This is a genomic window from Wylensekiella montiformis, assembly GCF_009697385.1.
GTDB classification, from domain to species: Bacteria; Bacillota; Negativicutes; order Selenomonadales; family Selenomonadaceae; genus Selenomonas_A; species Selenomonas_A montiformis.
In genome coordinates this window covers 245,733-272,117 of record NZ_VUNL01000002.1, presented here as the reverse complement: position 1 = coordinate 272,117, position 26,385 = coordinate 245,733, and the positions used below count along the sequence as shown (strand labels likewise).

23 protein-coding genes and 3 tRNA genes are annotated in these 26,385 nt (G+C 53.6%); 25 read left to right on the top strand and 1 reads right to left on the bottom strand.

From position 1 onward, the window contains the following. The first annotated feature begins 6 nt into the window (after positions 1-6). From FYJ78_RS02895 to FYJ78_RS02830, 14 genes are all read left to right on the top strand, one after another. Entirely contained in the window at positions 7-852 is an 846-nt protein-coding gene (locus FYJ78_RS02895; RefSeq protein WP_154619890.1) for a sulfide/dihydroorotate dehydrogenase-like FAD/NAD-binding protein, read from the top strand. Then, a complete protein-coding gene (gene gltA / locus FYJ78_RS02890) occupies positions 852-2,261 on the top strand; it encodes an NADPH-dependent glutamate synthase (RefSeq protein ID WP_154619889.1) in 1,410 nt (469 codons plus the stop codon). The genes FYJ78_RS02895 and gltA overlap by 1 nt, the downstream gene beginning before the upstream one ends. 186 nt (positions 2,262-2,447) lie before the next feature. Continuing rightward, on the top strand, positions 2,448-3,026 hold the full coding sequence (locus FYJ78_RS02885) for a 3'-5' exonuclease (protein WP_154619888.1): 579 nt from the start codon (positions 2,448-2,450) through the stop codon (positions 3,024-3,026). Next, entirely contained in the window at positions 3,023-3,523 is a 501-nt protein-coding gene (locus tag FYJ78_RS02880) for a 2-thiouracil desulfurase family protein (protein ID WP_154619887.1), read from the top strand. Before FYJ78_RS02885 ends, FYJ78_RS02880 begins: the two co-directional genes overlap by 4 nt. 86 nt (positions 3,524-3,609) lie before the next feature. Continuing rightward, positions 3,610-3,685, top strand: a tRNA-Asn gene (locus FYJ78_RS02875). Between the two features lie 2 nt (positions 3,686-3,687). Continuing rightward, positions 3,688-3,762, top strand: a tRNA-Glu gene (locus tag FYJ78_RS02870). Between the two features lie 5 nt (positions 3,763-3,767). Beyond that, positions 3,768-3,843: transfer RNA gene (locus FYJ78_RS02865), tRNA-Val, on the top strand. 59 nt (positions 3,844-3,902) lie between these two features. Continuing rightward, complete coding sequence (locus tag FYJ78_RS02860; RefSeq protein ID WP_154619886.1) at positions 3,903-4,418, top strand: transcription repressor NadR; 516 nt, start codon at positions 3,903-3,905, stop codon at positions 4,416-4,418. Positions 4,419-4,498: 80 nt separating this feature from the next. Next, positions 4,499-5,299 carry an HD domain-containing protein gene (locus FYJ78_RS02855; protein WP_154619885.1) on the top strand — a complete coding sequence of 267 codons (801 nt, stop codon included), beginning with the start codon at positions 4,499-4,501 and terminating at the stop codon, positions 5,297-5,299. A 13-nt stretch (positions 5,300-5,312) separates the two neighbouring features. Then, entirely contained in the window at positions 5,313-6,992 is a 1,680-nt protein-coding gene (locus tag FYJ78_RS02850) for a glutamine--tRNA ligase/YqeY domain fusion protein (protein WP_154619884.1), read from the top strand. A 2-nt stretch (positions 6,993-6,994) separates the two neighbouring features. Further along, on the top strand, positions 6,995-7,306 hold the full coding sequence (locus tag FYJ78_RS02845) for a hypothetical protein (protein ID WP_154619883.1): 312 nt from the start codon (positions 6,995-6,997) through the stop codon (positions 7,304-7,306). Positions 7,307-7,355: 49 nt separating this feature from the next. Next, positions 7,356-8,639 carry an ArsB/NhaD family transporter gene (locus tag FYJ78_RS02840; RefSeq protein WP_154619882.1) on the top strand — a complete coding sequence of 428 codons (1,284 nt, stop codon included), beginning with the start codon at positions 7,356-7,358 and terminating at the stop codon, positions 8,637-8,639. Positions 8,640-8,833: 194 nt separating this feature from the next. Further along, entirely contained in the window at positions 8,834-9,871 is a 1,038-nt protein-coding gene (locus FYJ78_RS02835; protein ID WP_154619881.1) for an alpha/beta hydrolase, read from the top strand. A 2-nt stretch (positions 9,872-9,873) separates the two neighbouring features. Continuing rightward, on the top strand, positions 9,874-10,296 hold the full coding sequence (locus tag FYJ78_RS02830) for a MarR family winged helix-turn-helix transcriptional regulator (RefSeq protein ID WP_154619880.1): 423 nt from the start codon (positions 9,874-9,876) through the stop codon (positions 10,294-10,296). A 105-nt stretch (positions 10,297-10,401) separates the two neighbouring features. Here the strand turns inward: FYJ78_RS02830 and FYJ78_RS02825 are convergent, their stop codons facing one another. Next, entirely contained in the window at positions 10,402-11,790 is a 1,389-nt protein-coding gene (locus tag FYJ78_RS02825) for an NAD(P)/FAD-dependent oxidoreductase (protein ID WP_154619879.1), read from the bottom strand. A 409-nt stretch (positions 11,791-12,199) separates the two neighbouring features. On the opposite strand from FYJ78_RS02825, the gene putP reads away from it, so the two are divergent. The 11 genes from putP to mfd all read left to right on the top strand — a co-directional run bounded on the left by putP (position 12,200) and on the right by mfd (position 26,380). Beyond that, a complete protein-coding gene (putP, locus tag FYJ78_RS02820) occupies positions 12,200-13,678 on the top strand; it encodes a sodium/proline symporter PutP (RefSeq protein ID WP_154619878.1) in 1,479 nt (492 codons plus the stop codon). A 19-nt stretch (positions 13,679-13,697) separates the two neighbouring features. Further along, positions 13,698-14,063, top strand: a complete 366-nt coding sequence (locus FYJ78_RS02815; protein WP_154619877.1) for a VOC family protein — start codon at positions 13,698-13,700, stop codon at positions 14,061-14,063. A gap of 176 nt (positions 14,064-14,239) precedes the next feature. Then, complete coding sequence (locus FYJ78_RS02810) at positions 14,240-15,103, top strand: response regulator (protein WP_328597620.1); 864 nt, start codon at positions 14,240-14,242, stop codon at positions 15,101-15,103. Between the two features lie 4 nt (positions 15,104-15,107). Then, complete coding sequence (locus FYJ78_RS02805; protein WP_154619876.1) at positions 15,108-15,572, top strand: chemotaxis protein CheX; 465 nt, start codon at positions 15,108-15,110, stop codon at positions 15,570-15,572. Between the two features lie 131 nt (positions 15,573-15,703). Beyond that, on the top strand, positions 15,704-17,713 hold the full coding sequence (locus FYJ78_RS02800) for a methyl-accepting chemotaxis protein (RefSeq protein WP_154619875.1): 2,010 nt from the start codon (positions 15,704-15,706) through the stop codon (positions 17,711-17,713). A gap of 163 nt (positions 17,714-17,876) precedes the next feature. Continuing rightward, positions 17,877-18,338, top strand: a complete 462-nt coding sequence (locus tag FYJ78_RS02795; protein WP_154619874.1) for a YwiB family protein — start codon at positions 17,877-17,879, stop codon at positions 18,336-18,338. Between the two features lie 19 nt (positions 18,339-18,357). After that, positions 18,358-20,013, top strand: coding sequence for an arginine--tRNA ligase (gene argS / locus FYJ78_RS02790; RefSeq protein ID WP_154619873.1), 1,656 nt, complete (start codon positions 18,358-18,360; stop codon positions 20,011-20,013). A gap of 48 nt (positions 20,014-20,061) precedes the next feature. Beyond that, positions 20,062-20,391, top strand: a complete 330-nt coding sequence (rpoE, locus tag FYJ78_RS02785) for a DNA-directed RNA polymerase subunit delta (protein WP_154619872.1) — start codon at positions 20,062-20,064, stop codon at positions 20,389-20,391. Positions 20,392-20,486: 95 nt separating this feature from the next. Continuing rightward, a complete protein-coding gene (pyrG, locus tag FYJ78_RS02780; RefSeq protein WP_154619871.1) occupies positions 20,487-22,091 on the top strand; it encodes a CTP synthase in 1,605 nt (534 codons plus the stop codon). 198 nt (positions 22,092-22,289) lie between these two features. Continuing rightward, positions 22,290-22,928: a hypothetical protein gene (locus FYJ78_RS02775; RefSeq protein WP_154619870.1), complete on the top strand. Its 639-nt coding sequence runs from the start codon at positions 22,290-22,292 to the stop codon at positions 22,926-22,928. Positions 22,929-23,062: 134 nt separating this feature from the next. Continuing rightward, positions 23,063-26,380 (top strand): transcription-repair coupling factor, encoded by a 3,318-nt coding sequence (gene mfd, locus FYJ78_RS02770; protein WP_154619869.1) that lies wholly within the window; start codon positions 23,063-23,065, stop codon positions 26,378-26,380. Positions 26,381-26,385 lie beyond the last annotated feature (5 nt).

Sequence of the window (26,385 nt, the reverse complement as noted above, 5' to 3'; positions counted from 1 at the left end):
GAATCCATGTTTAAGATCCTGAAGAAAGAGGAACTTTCGCCGAATGTCTTTTCAATGGACATTGACGCGCCGCGCGTGGCCAGAAAAGCGCAGGCAGGACAGTTCATCGTCCTGCGTGTGGATGAAAAGGGAGAGCGTATTCCGCTGACGATCGCCAATTTTGATCGTCAGACGGGAAGAATCAATATCGTATTTCAGGTGATCGGCGCATCGACTATGGAACTGGCTGCGCTGAATGAAGGGGATGCCATTCTGGATTTTGTCGGTCCGCTCGGCCGTCCTTCGGAGATTCAGAAATTTGACGGGACTGTTGTCGTTGTCGGCGGCGGCATCGGCGTCGCGCCGACGTTCCCTATTGCCCGCGCAATGAAAGAAGCGGGCAACAAGGTCATCGCGATCATGGGAGCCAAGACAAAGGACATCCTCATCATGGAAAAGGAAATGAAGGAAGTCACGGATGAGATCCTCGTGACTACCGATGATGGTTCGCGGGGGATTAAAGGCTTTGTTACTTATGCCGTGCAGGAGCTGGTGGACCGCGGCGAGAAAATCGCTCAGATCACGGCGATCGGTCCGGTTATCATGATGAAGAGCGTAGCGGATGCCACGCGGGAATACGGGATTCATACGGTGGTCAGCTTGAATCCCATCATGGTGGACGGCACTGGAATGTGCGGCGGCTGCCGTGTGACCGTCGGCGATGAGACAAAGTTTGCCTGCGTCGACGGACCGGAGTTTGACGGCCATTTGGTAGACTTCCGGGGGCTTATGAGTCGTCAGCGCATGTACCGCGATATGGAAGCCGAAGAAAAAGATCACGTTTGCCGCATCGGACTGGGAGGTAAGAAATAATGGCTCTTTCTTTGAAAAAACATGAGATGCCGGTACAGGATCCGAAGACCCGTGCCAAAAACTTTGAGGAAGTGGCACTTGGCTATGATGAGGAAACGGCGGTCGCAGAGGCAGAACGGTGCCTGCATTGCAAGGTTCCGCAGTGCCGCAAGGGCTGTCCGGTATCCGTGGATATTCCGGAATTTATTGAGAAAATCAAAGCACGCGATTTCGACGGAGCAATCGAGAAGATCAAGGAGTCCAATGCGCTTCCCGCAGTCTGCGGCCGGGTTTGCCCACAGGAAAACCAGTGTGAGAAATACTGTATTCTTGCGAAAAAAGGTGAGGCGGTAGGTATTGGCCGTCTGGAGCGTTTTGCTGCAGATACGTATATGGCGAAGCAGAAAGAGGTCCAGCCTGTTGAGTTTGCTGCGGATGCCTGCAAGGTGGCCGTCATCGGCTCCGGGCCGTCGGGCCTTTCCTGTGCCGGCGATCTGGCCAGAAAAGGCTATCGGGTTACGGTTTTTGAAGCGCTGCATAAGGCAGGCGGCGTTCTTTCCTATGGCATTCCTGAGTTTCGTCTGCCCAAGGAAAAGGTAGTTCGCCGGGAAATCGAAAACATCGAGAAGCTCGGCGTCCGCTTTGAACTGAATTCGGTGGCCGGCCGTTTGTTTACCGTAGACGAGCTCATGGAAGAAGAAGGCTTTGATGCTGTATTTATCGGCACAGGCGCCGGTCTGCCGCGTTTTCAGGGGATCCCGGGCGAGAGCCTGAACGGCGTTTATTCCGCCAATGAGTTTTTGACGCGCTGCAATCTTATGAAGGCGTATCGTTTTCCGGATTATGCCACGCCGATCAAAACGGGAAGGAACGTTGCCGTTATCGGCGGCGGCAATGTGGCCATGGATGCGGCTCGTACGGCTCTGCGCCTGGGGGCAGAGCATGTCTATATCGTGTATCGCCGCAGTGAGGCGGAGCTTCCTGCCCGTCAGGAGGAAGTGGGGCATGCCAAAGAGGAGGGCATTGATTTCCGTCTGCTCACCAATCCGGTGGAAATTCTTGGCGACGAGAACGGCTGGGTCAAAGGCATGAAGTGCATCCGCATGGAATTGGGTGAACCGGATGATTCCGGACGCCGCCGTCCGATTCCTGTAGCCGGATCGGAATTTGATCTGGAAGTGGATACGGTTATCGTTTCGATCGGTACCGGGCCGAATCCGATCATCGCGCATACGACGCCCGGCCTTGCCACGACGAAGCGGGGCAACATCGAGGCGGATGAGGAGACCTGTGCGACCTCCAAGCCCGGAGTGTTTGCCGGCGGGGATATTGTGACGGGCGCTGCTACCGTTATTTTGGCGATGGGCGCCGGACGAAAAGCGGCTGCGGCCATCGACGAATATCTGAAAAAGAAAAAAAAGAATGGATAAAAAGTAGAGAAGCGGAGAATCCGTCCCGGCCGTACAGGCCGGGGCGGATTTATCCGTTCGTGCGGATAGAATCCGATTTATCCGATGCTAAGGGTCGCTAAAGCTCTTGCCTCTTCAGGCGGGAGACAAGCGCCTCTAAAGCCTTGGATAAGTTTGACTGGATTCAGAGGGAGTAAATTTTTATTTATGATGAATTTTATGGCCATTGACTTTGAGACAGCGACGTCGGCGCGTGATTCGGCCTGCAGTGTGGCGGTAGTTGAGGTGCGCGGCGGCAGGCTTTATGATTCATACTATACATTGATTCAGCCGCCGGGCAACCGGTACAACTGGTTCAATGTTCAGATCCATGGCATCACGCGCGAGGATACGGCCGATGCGCCCGTGTTTTCTTCTGTCTGGCCGGAGCTGTGTGCGCGCCTTGAGGGGCGTGTGGTGGTAGCGCACAACGCGCGCTTTGATATGAGCGTACTCGCTTCCTGCCTGGCGGGTGCGGGGCTGCCGTTCCCCCGGTTTTCCTATTGCGATACTGTGGCGATTTCGCGAAAAGCCTGGCCGAATCTGACGGATCACAAGCTGAATACCGTCGGCGATTTTCTGCATATTGACTTTCATCATCACAATGCGCTGGATGATGCGCGCACCTGCGCCGCGATCCCGCTTTGCGCGGGGCGCGAACTGGCTGCCGACAGCTTGGAAGGGCTGGCGCGGCTCCTTGGCGTGCAGGTTCATCCATTTAGCGACAGGAAGAGGTGGAAAAGATGATTCTGGTAAGTGCCTGTCTGCTTGGGCACAAAGTAAAATACAACGGTGACACCAATACCCATGATTTGCTGCTGAAATACAACGATAGAGGACGCTTTCTGGCGGTTTGTCCGGAATGCTTTGCCCGGATGCCGGTGCCGCGCCCGCCAATGGAAATTCAGGGAGGGAACGGCCGGAAGGTTTTGTCCGGCCGGGCGTCAGTCACGGACCTGAATGGGATGGATACGACGCAGTATCTTCTGACCGGGGCGGATAAAATTTTGAAGATCGCCATGGCTTACCATGCCAGAGTGGCGATCCTGAAGGAAGGAAGCCCGTCCTGCGGCGTGCGCCAGATCCATAGCGGCCATTTTGACGGGAAAAAGATCAAGGGACAGGGCGTAGCGGCGGCACTGCTGATAAAACATGGCCTGACTGTTTACTCGGAGCAGGATATGACAATCGGGAGGCTCGAAGAACTTATCGCTGAGGACATCCGCCGCGACCGCAGCCATTAAGAAGATTCCTGCGCGAAAAAAAGCTTGCATTATCATGGGAAATCCCGTATAATAGCTTTTGTCGATGCAAACGCATCCGATGCTATTCCTCGATAGCTCAGCCGGTAGAGCACCTGACTGTTAATCAGGCTGTCGCAGGTTCGAATCCTGCTCGAGGAGCCAATGGCGCGTTGGTCAAGTGGTTAAGACACCGCCCTTTCACGGCGGCTTCATGGGTTCGAATCCCATACGCGTCACCATTTTCGGGCGATTAGCTCAGCTGGGAGAGCGCTTGCCTTACAAGCAAGATGTCAGCAGTTCGATCCTGTTATCGCCCACCATTGTATATAGAGGCTGCCGAAAGGCAGCCTTTTTCGCTATAGAGAAAGGCGGGAGGCACATGAATACGGAGGAACGAAGAGAAAAGTTGCTGGCGCGCCTGCAGCAAAGTGATCAGCCAGTAACGGGGACGAAATTATCCCGGGAATTTTCGGTCAGCCGGCAGATCATTGTCGGAGACATCAGTATTTTGAGGGCGCAGGGCGCGCAGATTTTCGCTACGCCGCGGGGTTATGTTCTTCCGAGCGGGCATAAGGAAAGTATGCTCGGCACGCTGGTATGCCGTCATGATGCCGCGGCGATGGAAGCCGAGCTTATGGCTATCATCGATAATGGCGGAGCTGTGCTGGATGTGATTGTCGAGCATCCTGTTTACGGACCGATCCGCGGAGATCTCCTGCTCGAAAGCCGACGGGATATCCGGAACTTCCTGTCCAAAATGAAGAAGTGTCAGGCCAATCCTCTTTTGATTATCACAGGAGGTACGCACCTGCATACGGTTCGCGTGCCTGACGAAGAGACGCTGCAGATTATCCGCCGGGAACTCGATGAACTTGGCATTCTGGCTGAGGAGTAAACGCGGTGATGCGATATTGCGTGACAATTCGCTTCGTAGTATAATAACTTCGTGTAGTCTGGAGAAAAGAAGGCTGTAAATTGAGACTTTTGCTGAAGAAAATGCATACCTGGATGGATGCGTATATGAAACGCTTTGATACCGATGATGAGGCGGTCATGCAGGGGATCCGCATCAAGAAAACGCATACGGGCTATGTCACGGCGATCGCCCGTGAACTGGCCGGTCATTTGCGGCTGAGCGAACATGATATCGAACTGGCGGAGATGATGGGGCTGTTCCATGATGTCGGGCGGTTTCGCCAGTACATGGTGTATCAGACGTTCAATGATGCGCAGTCGGAAGATCACGCGGAGCTGGGACTTCGGGTATTGGATGAAGAAATGCCTTATATGGGGGAATTGGCTTCGGAGGATGCTGATCTGCTGCGCTTTGCCATTCGGAATCACAACAAAAAGGAAATCGAACCCGCGACGGATGGGCGTGCCCTGATGTTTGCGCGTCTGCTGCGCGATGCGGATAAGCTGGACATTTATCGGGTGCTGTCGCCGTATCTGTCTCCTGAGGGAGCGGACAAAGCGCCGAATTTCATCCGTTCGGATGCCAGCCAGCTGGTGAGCCCCGATTTCATCCGGGATTTTGCCGCCGGAAAGCAGGCGGATTATCGGAAGATGCGTACGCACGGGGACCGTAAACTAGTGCGCCTTATGTGGGTTTACGATATTCATTACAGCTGGACCCTACGGAAGATCGTGGAGCGCGGCTATGTTGACCGCATCATCCGTTACCTGCCGGAGCAGGAGGGGCTGGATGAAGGGATTCGGCGGCTGCGGGAATATATTGGAAGAAAATGCGCGGAAGAAGACCGTGCCGGTGAATAAAGGAGAGAATCAGATGGCAGAGAACAAAACGATCGCTGCGAATTTCATTCAGAATGCGATTGAGGAAGATCAGAAGAACGGCAAATATACGGAAGGAATTCATACGAGGTTTCCGCCGGAACCGAATGGGTATCTTCATATCGGTCATGCAAAATCCATCTGCCTGAACTTCGGACTGGCGGAGTACAATCATGGTCTTTGCAATCTGCGCTTTGATGATACGAATCCGACGAAGGAAGATACGGAATACGTCGATTCCATTCAGGAGGATATCCGCTGGCTGGGGTTCAGCTGGGGGAACCGCCGCTTTTATGCTTCGGATTACTTTGACCAGCTTTATGCGTATGCGGTGAAGCTGATTCGCAAGGGGCTGGCCTATGTCGATGATCTTACGGCCGATGAGATCCGGGCTTACCGCGGGACGCTCACGGAGCCGGGAAAGGAAAGCCCCTGCCGCAACCGCAGCGTAGAGGAGAATCTCGATTTATTCGAGCGGATGAAAAACGGGGAATTTGCGGACGGCGAAAAGGTTCTGCGGGCGAAGATCGATATGGCCTCGCCGAATATGGTCATGCGCGATACGGTCATTTATCGCATTGCGCATGTGAAGCATCACCGCACAGGCGATACATGGTGCATCTATCCGATGTATGATTTTGCGCACCCGCTGTCCGACGCCATTGAGGGCATCACCCATTCCATCTGTACGTTGGAGTTTGAGGAGCACCGGCCGTTCTATGACTGGCTGCTCGATGCGCTGGATTTCGATCCGGCCACGCGGCCGCGCCAGATCGAATTTGCCCGGCTGAATCTCACCAATACCGTCACGAGCAAGCGCAAGCTGCGCCAGCTCGTGGAAGAAGGGTATGTCCGCGGCTGGGATGATCCGCGCATGCCGACGATTTCCGGCCTGCGCCGCCGCGGCTATACGCCGGCATCTCTGCGCAATTTCTGCGAGGAAATCGGCGTGGCGAAGAGCAACAGTCTGGTGGACGTCAGCATGCTGGAGCACTGTGTCCGCGACGATCTCAATGAGCATGCGGACCGCGTCATGGCCGTGCTCCATCCGCTCAAAGTCGTCATTACGAATTATCCGGAGGATCGGGAAGAATACTTGCTTGCGGATAACAATCCGATGCATGGCGGCCGCCGTTTCGTGCCGTTTTCCCGTGAACTGTGGATCGAGCAGGAGGATTTCATGGAGGATCCGCCGAAGAAATTCTTCCGGCTTAAACCGGGCGGAGAAGTCCGGCTCAAGCATGCGTATATCATCAAATGCGACGAAGTGATCAAGGATGCACAGGGAAATGTGACGGAGCTTCACTGCACGGCGGATCTCGATTCCAAGACAGGCGGGGCCACTGCCGGCCGGAAGATCAAAGGTACGATTCACTGGGTCGCCGCCCGGACGGCGCTTCAGGCAGAGGTGCGTCTCTATGATTATTTGCTGGAAACGGACGAAGAAGGGAATGTACCGGCTGATTTCATCGGCGCGCTCAATAAGGATTCTCTTACGGTCATTGACGATGCGCGCATCGAGCCAAGCGTCAGACTGACGGCTGCCGGGACGCATTACCAGTTCCTGCGGACGGGATACTTTGTGGTCGATCCGGATACAACGCCGGACCGGCTCGTGTTCAATCGCGTTGTCGGCCTGCGGGACAGCTGGGCGAAAGAAAAAAAGAAGGGATAAATATGAGCAGGATACCAAAAGGTCTGACCGATAAAGATATGTTCCGGGATTATGTGGAAGAAGCCTCTCTGGAAGACCGGTTCATTCATGCAGAAAAGGAATCCGAACGCCAGCGGCGTGAGCAGGCTGTTCCCGAACCTCCTGCCGATCTGGCCCGAGCAGGCTTTACGCCGGAATTGACCGAAGCGCTGGGCAAGGTCCTTCTTCAGCTGAAAATGGAGTTGTTCCGTGAAGGTATACGGCAGTATTCGTTTAAGATACATCGGGACGGCGAACAGATTATTCTGACGCCGAAATACAAGAAAAACCAATGAGCCTGAATATGCCGACGTGGGTGGAAACAAAGAAAGAAGTGGACAGATCTTGTTAAATAGCACAACCATTGCCATCGTCATCTTTGTAGCGGCTTATGCGCTGATCATTTCCGAGAAGGTACACCGTACGATTGTGGGAATATTCGGGGCGATGCTGATGATTTTGTTTGGCGTCATCAGCCAGTCGACAGCGATTTCTCATATTGATTTCAATACACTGGGACTGCTGATGGGGATGATGATTATCGTCAATATCACCAGCGAGACCGGATTGTTCAATTTTCTGGCGATATGGGCGGCCAAAAAGGTGAAGGCGCGCCCGATTGCGCTGCTCGTTGCGCTCTCTGCGCTGACGATGTTCTGCTCGGCCCTGCTGGATAATGTGACGACCGTCCTGCTGACAGTGCCGATCACCTTCAGCATCACCGCCCAGCTCAAGGTAGATGTCAAGCCGTATTTGATTTCACAGATTCTCGCTTCAAACATCGGCGGCACCGCGACACTGATCGGCGACCCGCCCAATATCATGATCGGCAGTGCCGTTGGTTTGAATTTCATGGATTTCGTATGGAATCTCACAGGGATAGCTTTGCTGATTTTTGTTGCGGTGGAGGGACTGCTGATTCTGATTTACGGACGGGAGCTCAAAACCCAGCCGGAGCTGCAGGCCAAGGTCATGCGGCTCAATGCAGCGAGTCAGATTGCAGACAAAGTTCTGCTGAAAAAATGCCTGCTGGTCATTTTCCTGACGATTTCGCTGTTTGTTCTTCATGGTTATTTGGGACTGGAAACGGCAACGGCGGCCTTGTCTGGCGCCGGGCTGCTACTGCTCATCACTTATACGCGCAATGAATCCATGATTGCCAAGGTGCTTTCCAAGATCGAATGGCCGGCGATTTTCTTCTTTGCCGGATTGTTCGTTCTGGTCGGCGCATTGGTGGAAACCGGTGTAATTAAGATGCTGGCCGCGGAAGCCATTCGTCTGACCAATGGAAGTGTCAATGCGACGGCCATGCTGATCCTGTGGATGAGTGCGTTTGCTTCGGCGTTTATCGATAACATTCCGTTTGTGGCGACGCTGATTCCGTTGATTCAGGATATGGGGCAGATGGGTCTGACGAATCTGGATCCGATGTGGTGGTCGCTGGCACTCGGCGCCTGCCTTGGCGGAAACGGGACGTTGATTGGGGCCAGTGCCAATGTTGTCGTTGCCTCCATGGCTGCGCAGCGCGGCCGGCAGATTTCCTTCCTCGGCTTCATGAAAATAGCGTTTCCAATCATGGTCTTTACCATTCTCATTTCCAGCGTTTACGTCTGGGTGCGTTATCTCTGATCCGTTGACCGGTTCTGCTGAAGGACGGGAGAATTTCATAAAGAGGGAAAACCGCAGCATGGCTTTGCTGCGGTTTTTGTCATAAAATGACCGAACTTTTTTTGTACCGAAGCGGGATTTTTATATTGACAAAGGGATCCTGCCAGAATAAACTAAAATAGTACGATAACGTATTATTTAGAGGAGTGAAGAATATGAGGAAAACGGGATGGAAAAAGCTGTGGGTCACTTTGATGGCAGGTGCGTGGCTGTTCATGGGCGGGGACGCTATGGCCGCGAAGCTGGAAATTCATGTCGATGCGGCAACGAAGAATTTACCGGGGCATGTGGCGAGTAAACAGCTTGAGGTGCAGATTGAAAAGCCGGAGATCCTGTTGATTTCCAATGTGGTTTATGAACAGGTGCCAAGTCGTGGATACAGCAATGTTCCGATGCAGATGGATATTCTGAAACCGAGAACGGGAAAAAATTTGCCGGCCGTTGTTTTTGTGACCGGCGGCGGATTTATCAATGCGAATAAAGATAATGGGATACAGCTTCGCATGCACCTGGCTGAACAGGGGTATGTGGTCGGCAGCATCAACTATCGCGTCGCACCGACGGCAAGGTTTCCGGAGCCACTGGAAGATGTGAAGGCAGCGATACGGTATTTGAAAGCGAATGCTGAGAAGTGGGGAATTGATCCGGAGCATGTCGGCATTGTCGGCGGCAGCGCTGGTGGTTATTTGACGGCTATGGCCGGTACGACAAGCGGGACGAGGTCTTTTGATAAGGGTGAGAATCTTCAGGTGACCAGCGATGTCCAGGCAGCAGTGGACCTTTATGGCTTATCGGATCTGACGCGGGTCGGCTCAGATTTTTCGGAGGATGTGCAGAGACGTCATCGTTCGGCCGGTGCAACAGAGGCATTGTGGGTCAATGGATCGGCTGTATTTGGGGGAAAAGACGGCGGCATACTGGCGGATAAGGAAGCGGTAGAAGCCGCGAATCCGATTCATTATATCAGCAAAAACAGTGCGCCGATGCTTTTGATGCATGGTACGGCCGACTCTGTTGTATCGCCGAGCCAGACGGATTTATTGTATCAAGCTCTGCAGAAAAAGGGAGTTCCCAGTGAACGCTATCTGGTGAAGGATGCGCAGCACGGCGGTATTTATTGGACGCAAAAACCGGTTCTTGATCTCATCACGCGATTTTTCGATCAATACTTGAAGAAAAGCAGGGAAAAATAAGAATGCAGATCGATGATACACTGGGCTATATGATTTGCCGGACTGCGCGGAAAGTTCATCATCGTATAGGAAAAATTTTTTCACCTTATGGCCTGACGATGGAGCAGTGGGTGGCGATGAAAAAACTGGCTGAACATCCCGGCATCAGTCAAAAGCATTTAGCGGAACGGATGGAAAAGGATCAGAATACGGTCAAGGCCATTGTCGACCGGCTGATTCGAAAGCGATACGTGCAGCGGCGCGTCAACCCGTCAGACCGCAGGGCGTTTCTTTTGCTGCTGACCGAAGAGGGACAGAGGCAGGTGAAGCTGCTGTCTGTAGAGGATGAACGGGAAAATCTGTTGCTGGAAGAATGTCTGGGCTGCGAGGAAACGAGGCAAATTAAAGCAATGCTTCGCATGATAGAAGAACGACTGGCGGATTGAACTGCCCGTATATATGCTGCATGTTTCTATAAACCAGTTTGCCCCATAATAGCAGGAGCCGTTTCATCCATTGGATGAAACGGCTCCTGTCATATATGCCGATTGTTATTGGAGAGCGCCAAGGCGCTTTAAGATTCTGCGCGCGACATAGACGCCGCTGGCGCCGGCCTGAGAAAGGCCGCGCGTAACGCCGGCGCCGTCGCCGATGGCAAATACATTGGGCAGTTCGGTTTCCAGTTCTTTGGTCAGGACGACGCGGGAGCTGTAGAACTTTACTTCAACGCCGTAGAGCAGCGTATCATCGTTGGTCATGCCCGGGGCGATGTGATTCAGCGCCTGAATCATTTCGATGATGTTGTCCAGATGGCGTTTCGGCAGGATCAGGGAAAGATCGCCCGGCGTCGCCTGCAGCGTGGGCTTGGTAAAGCTTTTTGCCATGCGGTGCGCGTTGGAGCGGCGTCCTTTCATGAGGTCGCCGAACCGCTGAACGATGATTCCGCCTCCGAGCATGTTGGAAAAGGAGGCAATGCGTTTTCCGTACTGATGCGGGGATTTGAACGGCTCAGTGAAATGATTGCTGACCAACAGGGCAAAGTTGGTATTGTGACTCTGCAGCTTCGGATCGCTGTAGGAATGTCCGTTAACGGTGACGATTCCGTCGGTATTTTCCATAACGACATGTCCGTGCGGATTCATGCAGAAGGTGCGGACCTGATCTCCATAACGCTTGGTGCGATAAACGAGCTTGGCTTCATAGACCTGGCTGGTGATGTGATTCCAAATTTCATCCGGCACTTCGACGCGGACACCGACGTCGACGCGGTTGTTTTCCTGATCGATGCCGAGGCGGTCGCATTCGTTGGAAAACCATTCGGCTCCGGCTCGTCCGGGAGCGATAATCAGGAATTTTGCCCCGATGGTTTCGCCGTTCTCCAATTCCAGCTCATTGGTGCCTTTTCCGTCGGACTGGATGTGGCGGACCGGACATTCAAAGCGAAACTCGACCTTGTCGCGGAGGTATTCATACGTTGCCTTGAGCATGTTAAGATTGTTTTCTGTGCCGAGATGGCGGACGCTGGCCGACAGCAGATGGAGATCGTACTGCAGGGCCAGCTGACCGATATTCGATCCCTTGGTACTGAATACCTGGGCCGGAGCGCCGTGTTTCATGTTGATCTTGTCGACGTAATGGATGAGCTCCATGACTTCTTCATCCGGCAGATATTCGTTGAGCCAGCCGCCGAACTGGGTGGTGAAATTGTACTTTCCGTCGGAGAAGGCGCCGGCGCCGCCAAAGCCGCGCATGATGCTGCATGGTTTGCAGCCGATGCAGCTTTTTACTTTTCCGGCAGAGATCGGGCAGACCCGCGTGTAGATATCCCGTCCGCTTTCCAGCACGAGGATTCGAAGCGAAGGGCGTTTTTCTGCGAGCTCATAAGCGGCGAATACGCCGGCAGGACCGCCGCCGACGATCGCAACGTCGTAGTTTTCCATGGTAAATACCTCCTGTGTTTATGGCAGGCGCATAGGTTTTGCGCACACGAAAAGAGCGCAGATCTTTTTCCAGCCGTTCCGGTGGAATATCTGCGATGGACATGGCCTCTTTCTTTTTCCGGTAGTTATTATACGGGAAGTTGGTGCGGATTGCAAGGGCGCGCTTTGGAAAAACATGATCTATAACAGAGCTGTATAGTTATTATGTAAATAAGTATTGCCAAGGGGATGGAATTTCGGCTATAATAGACTACATGCACAAACTGTACGCACAAACGTCCGCTTTGCAGATATTGTGCGGGATTCCGGGGGAGCCGTTTGTTCGTTTTCATTTGTATCGGTTCTTTTGAGGGATTGCAGCAAGCTGCGTTTCGCATCCACCGGGCTATGAGGAAGAGGAGGAACTTCGTTGACACATGATATTGCAATCATCAATACTTTTGTCCTGTACATCGGTCTTATGATGGCAATCGGCGTTTATTATTATCGCCGGACGCGCAATATGAGCGATTATTTTCTGGGCAACCGGAAACTCGGCGCGTGGGTTACATCCATGAGCGCAGAGGCTTCGGATATGAGCGGCTGGATGCTGATGGGCGTGCCGGGGTTTGCCTATCTGGCCGGATTGAATGCCGGTTGGATCGCAGTCGGCATTGCCATCGGTACATGGGCAAACTGGCATTTCATTGCAGCCCGTCTGCGCAAGTATACGGAGCTGGCCAACAATTCTCTGACCCTGCCGGAGTTTTTGGAAAATCGCTTTGAGGATAGAAGCGGGCTGCTGCGCATTGTTCCGGCGGTGTTTATTCTGATCTTTTTTATCATCTATACCTCTTCGGGCTTTGTATCGGCAGGCCGTCTGTTTGAGACGGTGTTCGGCATCCCCTATCAATACGCGATTTTTATCGGCGCGGGCTCGGTGGTCTTTTATACCTTGATCGGCGGTTTTCTGGCTGTCTCGCGGACGGATTTTATTCAGGGCGTCATGATGTTTTTTGCCATCCTCATTGTACCGATTACGGCGGGCATGGAGATGGGCGGATTCAGTGCGACGGTGCAGGCTGTCGGCCAGGTCCAGCACTCCATGCTGGAACCGCTGACTAAGCCGGATGGTTCGACGCTGGGCGCGATTGAACTGATTTCCCTGCTGGCATGGGGAATCGGCTATTTCGGTCAGCCGCATATTTTGGTCCGGTTCATGGCGATATCAAGCTCCCGGGAAATCGGTCAGGCGACGCGGATTGCCATGACATGGGTTGTTCTTTCTCTGGCCGCAGCCGTGGCGGTCGGTATGGTAGGCCGGGTCTTTTTGACCACGCCGCTGGAGGGTACGGAATCGGAGACGGTTTTCCTCGTCATGACCAATACCATGTTCCCTCCGGTTATTGCCGGTCTGATTTTATCCGCTGTGCTGGCGGCGATTATGAGTACGGCGTCTTCCCAGCTGCTCGTCGCGGCTTCGGCTTTTGCTCAGGATTTTTACCGCACATTGGTCCGGAAGGAAGCGGAGCAGAAGGAGTTGGTCTGGATCAGCCGGGCGTCGGTTCTCGTCATTGCCTCGCTGGCGATTTTTCTCGGCCTGAATCCGAATAATTTCATTTTAGATATGGTGTCGTATGCCTGGGCCGGCTTTGGCGCGGCCTTTGGACCTGCGCTGCTCATGAGTCTGTTTTGGCGCCGTACGACCCGCAACGGGGTTCTGGCCGGCATCGTCGTCGGCGGCGTAACGGTTTTGATCTGGAAGCAGTTCGCTCTGCTGGGCTTGTATGAAATTGTGCCGGGCTTTTTGTTCTCTCTGCTGGCGATTTATCTGGTCAGCATGATGGACCGGGAACCGTCGCGTACCATTACCGATACCTTTGATGCGGTAGGAAAAAGCGAGATTTGATGGAAAGGGAGGAAGGATTATGGCATTTCGATTTGCGCATAATAATTTCAACGTGCTGAATCTTGAGCGCAGTCTGGCGTTCTATGAAAAGGCGCTGGGGTTTCGGGAGGCGCGTCGTCTGGAGGGGCCGGGCTTTACGCTGGCTTACCTTTCCGACGGCGGGAAAACGCCGCATGAGCTGGAACTGACCTGGCTGCATGACCGCAAGGAACCGTATAATCTTGGCGAGAATGAGTTCCATCTTGCTGTAACGACGGATCGTTTTGAGGAAGCGCACCGGCTTCATCAGGAAATGGACTGCATCTGCTATGAGAATCAGGCGATGGGCATTTATTTCATCAGTGATCCGGACGGATATTGGATTGAAATTCTGCCGGAAAAATGAATCGGGGAAAAAGAGGCGCGGCGGACGTCTCTTTTTTGTATGTGTTTATGACAGGGGATAGCGAAACGAAGAATATTGCGATATAATAAAAAAGGATGTATCCATCCGAAGATGGACGGCCAGCCGGTATCGGATGGAGAATGTAAGGAAAGTAACGGAGAAGCAGGTGATTCTTAGTGGAAAAAGTGAAAGTAATGATTGTCGATGATTCGAAAATCAGCTGTGCCATGCTGGAGGAAAAGCTGGCCAAAACCAATTTTGTGGTCTGTGCGGTAGCCAAAACCGCGGCAGAAGCGGTTCAGCTTTATGCCGAACAGGAGCCGGATGTGGTGACGATGGACATGAATCTTCCGGATGCGGACGGGATCGAATGCACACGACGCATTCGCGCGATTGATTCGGGGGCAAGAATCGTCATGGTCAGCGCGATGAAGGATGCCAGTCTGGTATCCCGGGGCAGAGAAGCGGGGATCAGCGCCTTTTTGCAAAAGCCGATCAATACGAATGATCTCATTGATACCTTGATGATCCTGTGCCAGAGCAGGATCGGGCAGGAGGCCGTGCTGCGCGAGTCGTACGCCAAGCCGTTCGTCCGGGCGCTGCAGCAGGGACTGTTCAGCCTGATCGGAGTTCACAGCGAGGTGGAGTTCGGGGTGGATAACCGACATTTTCTCGATGTCAGCGGCGTGGCGGTTATCATCGGGCTCACCGGATATCCGACGGGGCGCGCCATTGTTTCCATGGATTCGGATACCATGCGTAAATTTTCTATGATCATGATGGAACGGGACGATCCGGATATGATCAGTGAAGAAGAAGCCAGTGATTCGGTGGAGGAAGCGGCAAACATCATTGTGGGACGAGGCGTTTCCAACATCAATGACGTCTTTAAAGACAAGGAAATGCGCATTACTCCGCCCGGGACTATCGTTGGAACGAATATACGGATTGCCAGTCCGAAGCTGACGACGTTCCATATCACGGCGAAGACGAGAATCGGAGAGATTAGTATGAATGTAGGATTTGCGGAAGGGGAATGAGAAGATGGATGCAAAGCTGGTTAATCCTTTTGTCGATGCGTTCACAACGGTCATGCCGCAAATCGGTTTTCCAGAACCAAAGCGCGTCCGGATGAGCGCGAGCGATAAAAATACGGCCAGCCTTGGCGTATCGGTGATCGTAGGTTTTACGAAGCAGATACGTGGAAATGTGGCGTATAATATGTCCGTGGAAACAGCAAAATTCATCGCTTCGACGATGATGATGGGGATGCCGGTCGCGGCGTTTGATGAAATGGCGCAGAGCGCCATTTCTGAGATGAGCAATATGCTGACGGCAACGGCAGCGACAAATCTTTCCGGTATGGGACTGGAGGTGGATATTTCCACGCCGTCGCTGTCAATCGGCAAGGAGTTTCAGATGAAGATCAGCGACTCTGAATATCTGGCTGTCGATATGGATCTGGCCGGCCATATCGTAGAACTTGACATTGCTGTCGAACAGCAATAAAATTTTGGAGAGGGACTTTTAGGGAAGGGCATTTCTGCTGTCGGCAGAGATGCTTTTCCGCGCCTAAAGGGAAAAACAGGACTCCCGGACCATGGGGGGATTCGGGAGGAGAGAATCAGGAGGTTGGATTTATGAAGCTGCACAGTCTCAGAACGAAATTTCTGGCAGGTTTTTTGCCGTTGTTTCTGATCAGTTTCGCGGTGCTTTTCGGTATCAGTTATTATATGTCGAGTCAGGCATTATACCGCAGTGCGGATCAGATTTCTCAGGAAATCGGAAAAAGCGCGGCGTTGCAGATTGAAAAAGTGTATCAGAAGAAAGAAATGGTTGTCGAGGGACTCTCGCGCAATCAGGCAATCAAGAATGGAGACCGTGCGCAGCGTACCAAAGTGCTGGCAGAACTCAAGGCCCAGACGAAGGGCTTTGCCATGCTGGCTTATTCCGATGTGAACGGGCAGGCATACAGCGATACCGGCAAGGATATGGACCGGTCAACGCGCGATTACATCAAGGCCGTGCGTGAGACGAAGAAGCCATATATGACCGGCCCTTCCGTTTCCGGGACGAGCGGAAAGCTCATCACGGTTATTGCTTATCCGGTGTTGGATAATGGGGAGCTTACCGGTATTGTCTATGGAACCATCGAGCTTGAGGATATTTCCGCGATCGTCGGAAACATCAAATATATGGATACCGGCCGGGTTTATATCGCGGATCAGAGCGGCCTTGTGCTTGCTTATGCGCAGCAGCCGGACGATGTCGGCAAGCTGGATCTTTCGAAGGAAACGTCGAATAAGACCATTGATAAAGCACTGGTGGACGGCTATACCAGGGCCGTTCAGGAGGATAAGCAGATCGCAACCGAATATACCACGTCGAGCGGCGTGAAGTCGCAGGCGGTCATGACGCCAATTCATTTGGACAACCGGAATTGGCTGGCCGTTTCGGTAGCGCCGCTGTCGGAGATTCGCTCGGAGGCGGTGAGCCTTGTCAAGATGTTGGGCGCAGTCGTTTTGTTTATGATGATTGTAATCTGCGGTGTGATCTGGTATATGGCCCGGAAGCTCTGTGATCCGGTCGTTGCTCTGCGTGAGGACTGCGATGCCATCAACAGCGGCGATCTGCGGACGCGTCCGCTTTCCGTGGATACCAATGATGAGCTCGGGGATCTGGCTCGCGGATTTAAGGAAATGCGCCATACGCTGCGCGGTTTGGTTCAGCACATTCAGACCAGCGCGGAAAAGGTTTCGGCATCCGGCGAGGAGCTTACCGCAGCCGCACATCAGTCGGCGGAGGCCTCCAATCAGGTGGCGCAGCAGATTACGGATATTGCCACAGGCATCTCCGACCAGTCGGAGTCCGCTTCCGGTGCCGACCAGACTGCCCGGGATATTGCTGAACATACGGAAGAAATCGTCAACAATACGGACGCGATTGCCTCGGTGGCCCAGATGACTGTTGACAGCGTCAGCGCCGGCCGCGAAGCAATCAATCAGGTCGTGGATTCCATGCACCATATCAGTGACAGCACCTCGACGGTACAGGCATCCATTGGAGAGCTGTCCAAGAGTTCTGATGAAATCAGCAAAATCGTTGAGATGATTTCCGGCATCGCCGAGCAGACCAACCTGCTCGCGCTCAATGCTGCCATTGAGGCGGCGCGGGCCGGAGAGGCAGGGCGCGGCTTTGCTGTCGTTGCGGACGAGGTGCGCAAGCTGGCGGAAGAGTCGGCTTCCTCGACGCAGCAGATTGCCAATCTGGTGGCCAAGATTCAGAGCGATATGAAAGGAGCGGTGGAAGCCAGTACGTTGAGCACGAACAGCGTAGCCAGCAGCATGGATTCTGTGAAGAGTGCCGATGCTGTATTTGAGTCCATCAAGATTTCCATTGAGTCGCTGGCGGGAGGAATCGCCGAAGTCTCCCGTAACTTCCGGAAAATCGCGGATGGTACGAAATCCATGCAGGAGGCGGTACAGTCCATTGCCGAGGTCAGCACGAAAAACGCATCGCGTGCACAGTCCGTATCGGCAACGACAGAAGAACAGTCGGCTTCTTCCCAGGAAATCGCCGCTGCGACGCGCAGTCTGGCTGAGCAGGCGGAAAAGCTGGCGCAGGAAGTGGAAAAATTCAAAGTCTCTTAAGAGACCGTGCCATACTCGCATACATCCGGCAGGATTTTCTGCCGGATGTATTTTTTATTATGGGATTGTTGTGCCGGTGTTTCAGAAGACAAAAAATATAGTTGGCAAGGATGGGGCATTGGTTTATAATATAGTACAGTATGTTTTTTGAAGAGGTGGCAGTATGAGCGGAATGTATCCGGTTCTGGTTCGTGTCCGGGGAATCCAGCGGGATGAAACGGGCAGGGAAAATACGATTGAATCGGTATCGGCAGGGCGTCATTCGGTAAAAAATGGCAAGCATTACGTTCTGTATGATGATCTGCTGCTCAATGAAAAGCAGAAGACGCCAACGGTACTGAAGTTTCATGACGGCGAACTGGTTCTGCTGCGCAGAGGCGGTATGGATCAGGAACTTCGTTTCCGAAAAGGGATGCAGACGCAGAGCAAATACCGCACACCGTATGGAACGCTCGATATGGCTGTCCGTACGACCCGGCTGGATATTTGCTGTGGTCTGCTGGAAGGCAGGATCGATGCGGAGTATGATATTGCCGTTAACGGGCAGTATCAGAGCACAAACCGGCTTCATATCGAAGTCACCCACATTGCAGACCAGAAGGAAAAAACAATCCGTCAGGATTGATGGAATCAGGGGGAGAACATTGGATATCAAAGAAACACTTTCCGCCGCGATTGAGCAGGCGGCGCGGGATGCCATCGCGGATGGTGCATTCCCGGAAGGCGAGCTGCCGACGATTATTCTTGAAGTGCCGCCGCAGAAAGAATTCGGTGATTTTGCTACGAACTTTGCCATGCAGTCGGCGCGCGTGTTTCATCGGAATCCGCGCCAGATAGCGGAAGAACTGTCCAAGCGCATCGATGGCGCATGGCTGGATCATACGCAGGTTGCGGGGCCCGGCTTCCTGAATTTTTATCTGAAGGGGGATGTCCTTTATGATTCGTTCCGGCGGATTTTTGCTGCCGGCGATTCGTTCGGACAGCTGCCGCAGAAGGACGCGCCGAAGATTCAGGTCGAGTATGTCAGTGCGAATCCGACGGGGCCGCTTCATGTCGGACATGGACGCGGTGCCGCTGCAGGCTCTGCGCTGGTGAACCTCCTGCGGGCCGCTGGCTATCCGGTGGAGAGCGAGTATTATATCAATGATGCCGGCAATCAGATGAACAATCTGGCCCGGTCGGTCAATGCTAGATATCTGGAGCTTTTAGGCCGTGAAACGGAGTTCCCTGAGGATGGTTATCATGGACAGGATATCATTGATACGGCTCAGCGCATTATCGATAAGGAAGGCGATAAATATCTCGATATGGACGAGGAAGAGCGCCTGACGATTTTCAAGGATCTGGCCTACGTGGAAAAGTTGGCGGCACTCCGGGAAGATTTGGAGGCCTTCCATGTGACGTTTGACCACTGGTTCAGCGAGAGGACGCTTCATCCGGATGCCGTTCGGGCGGCGGTGAAGATTCTGCAGGACAACGGGAATATCTACGAAAAGGACGGGGCGCTCTGGCTTCGTTCGACGGCCTATGGCGATGATAAGGACCGCGTGGTAATCCGCGACAATGGCGTGCCTACTTATCTGGCGGCCGATATCGCTTATCATCATAATAAATTTGAACGTGGATTTGACCGCCTGATTAACATATGGGGGGCGGATCACCATGGTTATGTCTGCCGCGTAAAGGCTGCGATGAAGGCGCTGGGGCATGATCCTGAAAAGCTGACGGTTCTGCTTCTGCAGATGGTGGCACTGTACCGCGGCGGCGAGCTGGTCAAGATGAGCAAGCGGACCGGACAAAGTGTCACGCTCAATGAGCTCATGGAAGAGGTCGGAACCGATGCGGCCAGATATTTCTTCCTCATGCGTTCGCTGGACAGTCAGCTGGATTTTGATCTGGATCTGGCGAAGAAGAAGTCCAACGACAATCCGGTTTATTATATCCAGTATGCACATGCCCGTATCTGCAGCATTTTCCGTCAGGCGGAAGAGACGGGGCTGCATCTCAGTGAGGATCCGGAGCTCAGTATGCTGACGGATGCTTCGGAGATCGCGCTGATCAAGAAGATCGAGGAGTACCCGGACGAGGTGGAAAAAGCCGCCGCTGACTATGCACCGCAGCGCATTGCGCGCTACAGCTATGATCTGGCCAGCCTGTTCCACAGCTTTTATAATAAGTGCCGGATCATGGGCGTTGCGCCAGAGCTGGCAGAGGCCCGTCTGGCACTGGTAACGGTTACCGCGCGGGTCATTCGCCGCTCTCTTGGCATCCTTGGCGTTTCTGCGCCGGAGCATATGTAAATACAACCCCGGGATCGATCCGGTTCATTTTGGAAGGAGACCATGACTATGGATTTCGTAAATAGCTCGGAAGTAGATATTGCTTCTTATATTCTCAGTCAGAAAGGACAGGCGATATACTACAAGGATTTGGTGCTCGAAGTGATCGAGAAGAAGCACAAGCCGGTTCAGTCTTTGTCCGCGGCGATTTCTGAGGTATACACCCTCATCAATATGGACAGCCGTTTCCATTATGAGGGAGATGGGCAGTGGGGCCTTACGGAATGGAATCCGCCTGAGGTTCGCCGCCACAGCAGCCGGTCCGGCTCTGTCAAGTCCAAGGCAGCGAACAAAGCCATCAATAACCGCCAGAAAAAACTGGAGAGCATCCAGGAATAACAGACCGTACCCGTTCTTGACAGACTTTATCAAAACGGATAGAATAGTCAGCATGTGATTTCAAAGGAAATGAACGAAAAACAGGAGGCAGTTCCATGGCAAAGTATATTTTTGTTACTGGTGGTGTGGTATCGTCGCTGGGCAAGGGAATTACGGCCGCTTCGCTCGGTCGGCTGCTCAAAAGCCGGGGCATTAAGGTTACCATTCAGAAATTCGATCCGTACATCAATATCGATCCGGGGACGATGAGCCCTTATCAGCATGGCGAAGTGTTCGTCACGGACGATGGTGCGGAGACCGATTTGGATCTTGGGCATTATGAGCGTTTTATCGATATCAATTTGTCCAGAAATTCGAACATCACCACGGGAAAAGTGTACTGGTCTGTCCTGAATAAAGAGCGCCGGGGCGAATATCTTGGGTCTACGGTGCAGGTGATTCCGCATATTACGAATGAGATCAAGCAAAAGGTATACGATGTGGCCAAGGCGGACGGCGCGGATGTCGTCATTACGGAAATCGGCGGTACGGTTGGTGATATTGAAAGCCAGCCGTTCCTTGAGGCGATCCGGCAGGTCAAAAAGGAAGTCGGGCCGAAGGATACGCTGTATATCCATGTCACTTTGCTGCCCTATATCTCTGCTGCCGGCGAGCTTAAGACCAAGCCGACTCAGCATAGCGTCAAGGAACTGCGCGCTATCGGCATTCAGCCGGATATTCTGGTCTGCCGTACGGAAAAGACCATCTCCAAGGAAATGAAGGAAAAGATCGCCATGTTCTGTGATGTGCAGCCGGAGGCGGTCATTGAGAATCGTACGGCGTCCACGATTTATGAAGTGCCGCTCATGATGCAGAAGGAGGGACTGGATAAGATTGCCCTCCAGAAACTTAATATGGACTATGGTCCTGCGGATATGTCGGATTGGGAGAAGATGGTCTATAAGATCAACCACCCGACAAAAAAAGTAAAAGTGGCCGTAGTCGGGAAATATGTGGAGTTGCCGGACGCATATATTTCCGTGACGGAGGCACTGCACCACGGCGGCATTGCGAATGACGCACAGGTGCGCATTCATTGGGTCAATGCCGAGGAAATCGAGAATCCGGAAGTGGATCTTGATGAGGTGTTCGTCGGCTGTAAGGGGATTCTCGTTCCCGGCGGATTCGGCGACCGTGGCGTTGAGGGAAAGATCCGGGCGATTCAGTATGCCCGCGAGCACGAGATTCCGTTCCTCGGCCTGTGCCTGGGGATGCAGTGCGCGGTGATTGAATTTGCCCGCCATGTCTGCGGCATGACCGACGCGCACAGTTCGGAGTTCAACGCTGAGACAACGCATCCGGTTATTGATCTCATGGAATCTCAGCAGGGCATTGAGAATAAAGGCGGCACGATGCGTCTCGGTTCTTATCCGTGTTTGCTTCGGGAAGGGACACATTCCTTTGAAGCGTATGGCAAAGCAGATATCGCTGAACGTCATCGTCACCGTTATGAATTCAACAACAAGTACCGTCAGGAACTGTCCGAAAAGGGACTGATCATTGCGGGGACGCTGCCGGACGACAGTCTGGTAGAGATGATCGAGGTAAAGGATCATCCATGGTTCGTTGCAACGCAGGCGCATCCGGAGCTCAAGTCGCGCCCGAATAATCCGCATCCGTTGTTCCGTGAGTTTGTCCGGGCAGCGCTGATGACGCGGTAAGGAGCAGAAAAGGCGGTTCGGTATCGGATTGCGATGGTCCGGACAAGGCAGGACATGTCTTGTCCGGATTTTTGTATTCAGGAAGCGGCGTTTTGCGGAAAACTTTTTCCCATGGGAGGAGTTTTCCCGCTGTGCGGCGAATTATGACAGGGGAAAACGGGGATGTGTCTCGGAGACGATGGAGAGGAGGGAATGATAATGCTGATCGATACGGCCTGTTCTGTGGCGTTTTATTGCCAGCGATGCGGCCGGATCCACCTGCAGGACATTCCTCTCTTCAGCGGGCATGTCGGCGTTCCTTTGGTCTGCGGGAGCTGCGGACATACGATGGGAGAGGCTGCGCTTCGTCCGCACCGGGGATTGGCGCTGGATATCCGCTGCGGGATATGCGGCAGCAGCAACCGTCAGCAGTTCAGCTGGAATCAGCTCCGTCATCTGTCGTTTGAAAAGCTGTACTGCGCAGAGGATCATTTTGAACTTGGCTATATCGGCCGATGGCAGAACATTGCGGAATTTCTGGATTTCAATGCGGCGGAGTATGATGCGCTTCATCCCAGCGAGGGGGAGGATTTTCCTGAGCGCCAGCAAACCATGCTGGAGGCATTGAACCGGGTGCATGATATGGCGGACAGCGGCGAACTGGCCTGTTCCTGTGGCAGTACGCAGATCACGGCGTCCGTTATCGGCGAGGTTATTTTGCTGGAGTGTCTCGCCTGCGGCAGCGTTTGCGTTCTTCCAGCCCGCACCTCTGCGGATCTGAGGTGTCTGCGCCCCGGTATGGCTGCTGCATTCATTTGGAAATCGCAGCGATCTCTGCTTGACGTAAAGGGAAAATAGGGCTATCATAATTTATATCGCACAAGCCTTTTGAGGGACTATCGGTGGTGCTGTCCGCCGGCAGTCCCATTTTCGCGTAACGGCAAGAAGTCAAAAGGCCTGCGGCGAGAATCCGGAATAACAGAGGTGTGAGGATGAATTCTTTATTTGCTGCGATGCAGCAGGATACAGCCGTGCGGAAACTGCAGGAGTGTTTTGGCGGTGCGCCCGCGGAGACGCTGGTCTACGGGCTGAGCGGTCCGGCCAAGCATGTGGCGTTTGCTTCCTGCTTTTGCAAATATCCGCAGCCGGTGGTCATACTGGTTCACAGCCGTGACGCGGCCAGGGAGTGGAAGGAAGATCTGGAGGTTTTGCTGCCGGATCGGACGGTCATGGAACTGCCGGAGCTTGATCCGGCCGGGGTCCAGGCCGAGGCCAGGAGCATGGAACGTTCAGCGCGCCGCATGAATGTCCTGGGACATCTGATGCGGAGGGAACCGGTTATCGTTCTGGCATCCTCTGCCGCAGCGGTACAGAAGGGGATGAGCCGTCAGGAATTTGAGCGCCTCAGTCTGGCGGTGCGCATCGGCCAGCAGCTTCCGCGCGAGCAGCTGATTCATCAGCTGGTTCATCTGGGCTATGAGCATGCGGACGAAGTGGAGCGCGTCGGCCAGTTCAGCGCACGCGGCGGGATTGTGGATATTTTTGCGATCAACAGCATGTCGCCGGTGCGTATTGAGTTTTTTGATGAGGAAGTCGATTCTCTGCGCGAGTTCGATCTGGCCACAAAGCGTTCGACCCGCAATATCAGCAGTACCTCGGTACTTCCTCTGGCCCAGACGGATGACAGCGGGAGACCGGAGCTTTTTCTGACGTATCTGGATCACAGTGGCGCGGTTTTGTTCGATGAACCGATGCGCATCCGTGAGCAGCTTCGGACGATGATCCGGGAAAATCCGGATATCCGCGCACAGGTATTCAGCTGGGAGAATCTGCTGGAAGCGGCCCGCGGGAACCGCGTGTTTTATTCGGCGCTGATGCTTCAGCAGGTGCACGGGGCTGAGCCGGAGCAGACGCTCAGTTTTACGGTGACGAACATGACGCCCTTTCAGCGGCAGATGGATCTGCTGGAAAATGAGACAGGCCGCTGGCTGTCTCAGAAGCAGCGTACCCTGCTCCTGCTCGGTGACCGGAGTAAAGCGGATTCGATGCGTGAGCTTTTGGCACGGCGCCGCATACCTTCGGCGGTCATCGCCGCAGACGATGCGCTGCGGGAGGATTTGATCAATATTCAGGAGGGGGTGCTTTCCGGCGGATTTGAGATGGCTTCGGCGCGGCTCGTTGTGGTTACGGAAAAAGATATCTTCGGCCGCCAGAAACGCCGGACTGTGCATGCACCGGCATCTGGAGAGAAGATATCCCATTTTCGCGAGATCAAGCCGGGCGATTATGTGGTGCATGTCAATCATGGCATCGGCAAATATCTGGGTGTGGAGACGCTGGAAGTGGGCGGCCTCCATAAGGATTATCTGCATATTAAATACGGCGGAGACGATAAACTGTTCGTGCCCACCGATCAGGTAGGTCTGCTGCAGAAATATATCGGTGCGGAAGGAGATGTCCCCCGCCTGCATCGCATGGGCGGCACGGAGTGGATCAAGGCGAAGGCCCGCGCCAGAAGATCGGTTGAGGATATAGCAAAAAAACTCATCGAAATCTATGCAAAGCGTCGTCAGGCCAAGGGCTTTGCGTTTTCTCCTGACGACAGCACGCAGCGGGAATTTGAAGAGGCTTTTCCCTATCAGGAAACAGAAGATCAGCTTCGCGCTATCCGTGAGATCAAGGCCGATATGGAAAAGGAAAAGCCGATGGACCGTCTGCTTTGCGGCGATGTTGGCTTCGGCAAGACGGAAGTGGCCATCCGGGCGGCATACAAGGCGGTGATGGACGGCAAGCAGGTGGCTGTGCTGGTTCCGACAACCGTGCTGGCTCAGCAGCATTTCCAGACGTTCAGCGCGCGTTTTATGGATTTTGCGCCGGTTGTCGATGTGATCTGCCGCTTCCGCACGGCACAGGAACAGAAGGTTACTCTGGAGCGCGTAAAGGAAGGGAAGGTCGATATCCTTATCGGTACGCACGCGATTCTGAATCAGAAAAAGGTGCAGTTCAAGGATCTGGGACTGCTCATTGTCGATGAGGAACAGCGGTTTGGCGTCAAACAGAAGGATAAGATTCGCAGTCTGGCCGCGGGGATCGATGTGCTGACATTGTCGGCTACGCCGATCCCGCGGACTCTGCATATGTCGCTGGTCGGTGCGCGCGATATGAGTATCATCGAGACTCCGCCGGCGGAGCGTTTCCCTGTGCAGACGTATGTCGTGGAAAATAATGACACCATTCTTGCCAATGCGATTAAGCGAGAGATGAAGCGGGGCGGGCAGATTTACTTTGTATACAACCGCGTGGATACCATCAGCCGCATGCGGGATCATCTTCAGCAGCTTGTGCCGGAGGCGCGGATACAGACTGCGCATGGACAGATGCCGGAGGACCTGCTGGAGCGTGTTATGATGGATTTTTACGAGGGGGATTATGATATTCTCCTGGCTACCAGCATCGTAGAAAATGGTCTGGATGTGGCCAATGCCAACACGATTATTGTCTATAATGCCGATCATTTCGGCTTGTCGCAGCTTTATCAGATGCGGGGGCGTGTGGGGCGTTCCCATCACATGGCCTTTGCTTATTTCGTTTATCAGGCAGACCGGATCCTGACGGAAACTGCCGAGAAGCGTCTGCAGGCGATGAAGGAGTTTGCCGAACTCGGCGCAGGATTCAAGATTGCCATGCGCGATCTTGAGATTCGCGGAGCGGGCAATCTGCTTGGCGCGCAGCAGCATGGACATATCGCCAGCGTCGGCTTTGAGATGTACTGCAAGCTGTTGGAAGAAGCGGTAGAGAAGCTGCAGCACGGCAGGACGGAGGAAATTCAGACCGAGCAGCCGGATCCGGTGATCGATCTGCAGGTTGAGGCCTATCTAGACGGCGGGTATATTGCGGATGGCATGCATAAGATTGAAATCTATCAGCGCATTGCTGCCATACGGACGAATGAGGAACTGCGAAATTTGCTGGATGAGCTGATCGACCGGTTTGGTGATCCGACCAAGCCGGTGCTTCATCTGCTGGAGGTGGCCAGGATCCGGAACTATGCCCGTTCCTTGGGGATCCGCTCCATTGTCCAGCTGCCCAAGGCGATCGATTTGTATCTGCTTCCGGATCATAAGCTTCCAATCCGGGGAATGATCGCGTTGGACCAGATGTTCGGCCGGATGATGAAGCCGATTGCCGGGAAAAACGGATTTCGTTTTGTTCTACAGGATAGATACCGGCAGAATGTCACGAACTTCGTTACGCGTTTGCTTATGGCCGCGGCAGGAGAGGAGCAGAGCGCTGCTGCAGGAAGTCAATGAGAGGA